Annotated in this window: 4 protein-coding genes; all 4 read left to right on the plus strand. The window is 69.4% G+C overall.

Translation table 11 applies throughout. From position 1 onward, the window contains the following. Positions 1 to 63: 63 nt before the first annotated feature. The 4 genes from ACFVSN_RS45085 to ACFVSN_RS45100 all read left to right on the plus strand — a co-directional run bounded on the left by ACFVSN_RS45085 (position 64) and on the right by ACFVSN_RS45100 (position 2,580). Positions 64 to 399, plus strand: coding sequence for a helix-turn-helix domain-containing protein (locus ACFVSN_RS45085; protein ID WP_387959310.1), 336 nt, complete (start codon positions 64 to 66; stop codon positions 397 to 399). Between the two features lie 220 nt (positions 400 to 619). Then, on the plus strand, positions 620 to 1,810 hold the full coding sequence (locus ACFVSN_RS45090; protein ID WP_387959312.1) for an IS110 family transposase: 1,191 nt from the start codon (positions 620 to 622) through the stop codon (positions 1,808 to 1,810). A 36-nt stretch (positions 1,811 to 1,846) separates the two neighbouring features. Then, a complete protein-coding gene (locus ACFVSN_RS45095; protein ID WP_387959315.1) occupies positions 1,847 to 2,044 on the plus strand; it encodes a winged helix-turn-helix domain-containing protein in 198 nt (65 codons plus the stop codon). Further along, positions 2,041 to 2,580, plus strand: coding sequence for a transposase (locus ACFVSN_RS45100; protein ID WP_387959313.1), 540 nt, complete (start codon positions 2,041 to 2,043; stop codon positions 2,578 to 2,580). Before ACFVSN_RS45095 ends, ACFVSN_RS45100 begins: the two co-directional genes overlap by 4 nt. The last annotated feature ends 11 nt before the right edge of the window (positions 2,581 to 2,591 follow it).

The raw sequence follows: 2,591 nt of genomic DNA on the forward strand, positions 1-2,591 counted from the left end.
TACTGAGGTTTTCGCCCTGTTGTCGGTAGTGACGGATAGTGATCCCTGCGGTATGCCGGTGGTATGCGGTATGCGCAGGGTGGGGGCCTGACCGCTGAGCGGCGGGCGTTTCGTGAACAGGTGCGGCTGGAGGCCGCTGGTCGGTTCGAGGCGGGTGACAAGACCGCGGCGATCGCCCGTGACCTGCGGGTGAGCGAGCGGTCGGTGGAGCGCTGGCGAAGGTCCTGGCGAGAGGGCGGGAGGGAGGCACTGCGCTCGTCGGGGCCGGCGAGTGTGCCGAAGCTGTCGGCGGCCCAGTTCATCGAGCTGGAAGAGGAGTTGGGCAGGGGACCTACAGCTCACGGGTTCGAGGACCAGCGATGGACCCTGGCACGGGTTCAGTCGGTCCTACGTTGTTGATGGGTTGGACGGGCCAGTCGTATGGTCCTGAGGCCCAGAGACGCCGGGTATGGCTTTCAGTCGGTTGCCCTCGATGGTTCCGGTCACCTGGCCGCCCGGCGTCTCACGACGACTCGGCCGCTGATTAGGAGCTGCGAGCCCCTCGGGTGCATCGCTGAGTAGGACCACGCTGGCGAGGTCGTCCGGAGCACTGAGCACGAGCGAGCGACCGGAGGAACAGGTGGCCCAGATCTGGGCGGGCACGGACATCGGCAAGACCCACCACCACTGCGTGGTGCTGGACGCCGAGGGTAGACGGCTGCTGTCGCGCCGGGTGCTGAACGATGAGCCGGAGCTGATGGCCCTGCTCGCCGACGTCCTCGCCCTGGACGAGGATGTGGTCTGGGCAGTGGACGTCGCAGACGGCATGGCCGCCCTGTGGATCAACATCCTGCTCGGCCACGGCCAGCAGCTCGTCTACATACCCGGCCTGGCGGTCAACCGGGCCTCGGCCGGCTACCGGGGCACCGGCAAGACCGACGCCAAGGACGCGACCGTCATCGCCGACCAGGCCCGCATGCGCCGCGACCTCACGGTGTTGCGGCCGGACGACGAGCACGCCGTCGAACTGCGGATCCTCACCGGCCGGCGAGCCGACCTGAGCGCCGACCGCACCCGCCGGATCAACCGCCTGCGCGGCCAACTCACCGGCATCTTCCCCGCGTTGGAGCGATCCCTCGACCTGGACAACCTGGGGCCGCTGATCCTGCTGACCGGCTACCAGACGCCCGCCGCGCTGCGGCGCGCCGGCCGCACCCGGCTGACGACCTGGCTCCGCAACCGCAAGGTCCGCGGCGCCGAGGCCCTGGCCCAGACCGCCACGGAGGCCGCCGAGCGCCAGCACACCACCGTCCCCGGGGAGAAGATCGCCGCACAGGTGATCCACACCCTGGCCAAGGAGGTGATGGGCCTCAACGAGCAGATCGCCGAGATCGACAAGCTCATTGCGGCCCGGTTTCGCGAACACGACCTCGCCGAGGTGATCGCCAGCATGCCCGGCATCGGCCCGCTGCTGGGCGCGGAGTTCCTGGCCGCCACCGCCGGCGACATGAGCCGGTACGGCAGCCCGGACCGCCTGGCCAGCCTGGCCGGAGTCGCGCCGGTCCCGCGCGACTCCGGCCACGTCAGCGGCAACCTGCACCGGCCACGGCGCTACCACCGCGGCCTGCAACGCGTGTTCTACACCTCCGCGCTGATCAGCATCCGCAGCTGCGAGGCATCCCGCCGCTTCTACGAACGCAAGCGCGCCGAGGGCAAGCGCCACACCCAGGCCGTGCTCGCGCTGGCCCGCCGACGAGTGAATGTCCTGTGGGCCCTGATCCGTGACGGACGGTGCTACCAAGGCGACCTCCCAGTCACATCAGCGGCTTGACAACAGCATTAGGAGGTGATCGGCCGCAAGTTCCGGATGAGGCTGTCGGTCGCGACGGTGTGGCGGCTGCTGAAGCGCCACGGGTGGTCCTGGCAGGCCCCGGCCCGCAGGGCGCTCGAGCGGGACGAGCACGCGGTGGAACTGTGGAAGCAGGAGGTGTGGCCCCGGGTAAAAGCACCGCGGCGGCGCTTGGAGCCTGGATCGTCTTCGAGGACGAGGCCGGGTTCGCGATGACGCCGCCGCGCGCTCGCACCTGGGGTCGGCGCGGATGCACGCCGGTCGTCCGTGTCCGGGGCCGCTCCCGCCGCAGGATCTCGGTGGCAGCCCTGTGTTGCTACAAGCCGGGTGAGAAGGGCCGGATGATCTACCGGCCCCGCTTCCATCATCCGCTCAAAGGAGCCCGCAAGAGCTTCGCCTGGACCGACTACCGCGACCTCGCCGTCCGCGCGCACATCCAGCTCGGCGGTCCGATCGTCCTGGTCTGGGACAACCTCAACACCCACTTGACCGCCGGTATGAAGCGGTACACCGCCGAGCACGACTGGCTCACCGTCTTCCAGCTGCCCTCGTACGCACCGGACCTCAACCCGGTCGAAGGCCTCTGGTCGCTTCTGCGACGCGGCCCGATGGCGAACACCGCCTTCACCGACGCCGACCACCTCGCCCACACCCTCCGCCGCGGGCTACGACATATCCAGCTCCGGTCCACCCTCATCGAGGGATGTCTGACGGGCACCGGCCTGTCACTCACCTCACCGACCCCACCTTGAAAACCTCAGTA

The sequence above is a fragment of the Kitasatospora sp. NPDC057904 genome, from assembly GCF_042887925.1.
Taxonomy (GTDB): Bacteria; Actinomycetota; Actinomycetes; order Streptomycetales; family Streptomycetaceae; genus Kitasatospora.

Excerpts from the sequence above, each read along its gene's own strand:
- ACFVSN_RS45085 (WP_387959310.1), top strand. The coding sequence starts at position 64 with ATGCGGTATGCGCAGGGTGGGGGCCTGACCGCTGAGCGGCGGGCGTTT.
- ACFVSN_RS45095 (WP_387959315.1), top strand. The coding sequence starts at position 1,847 with ATGAGGCTGTCGGTCGCGACGGTGTGGCGGCTGCTGAAGCGCCACGGG.
- ACFVSN_RS45100 (WP_387959313.1), top strand. The coding sequence starts at position 2,041 with ATGACGCCGCCGCGCGCTCGCACCTGGGGTCGGCGCGGATGCACGCCG.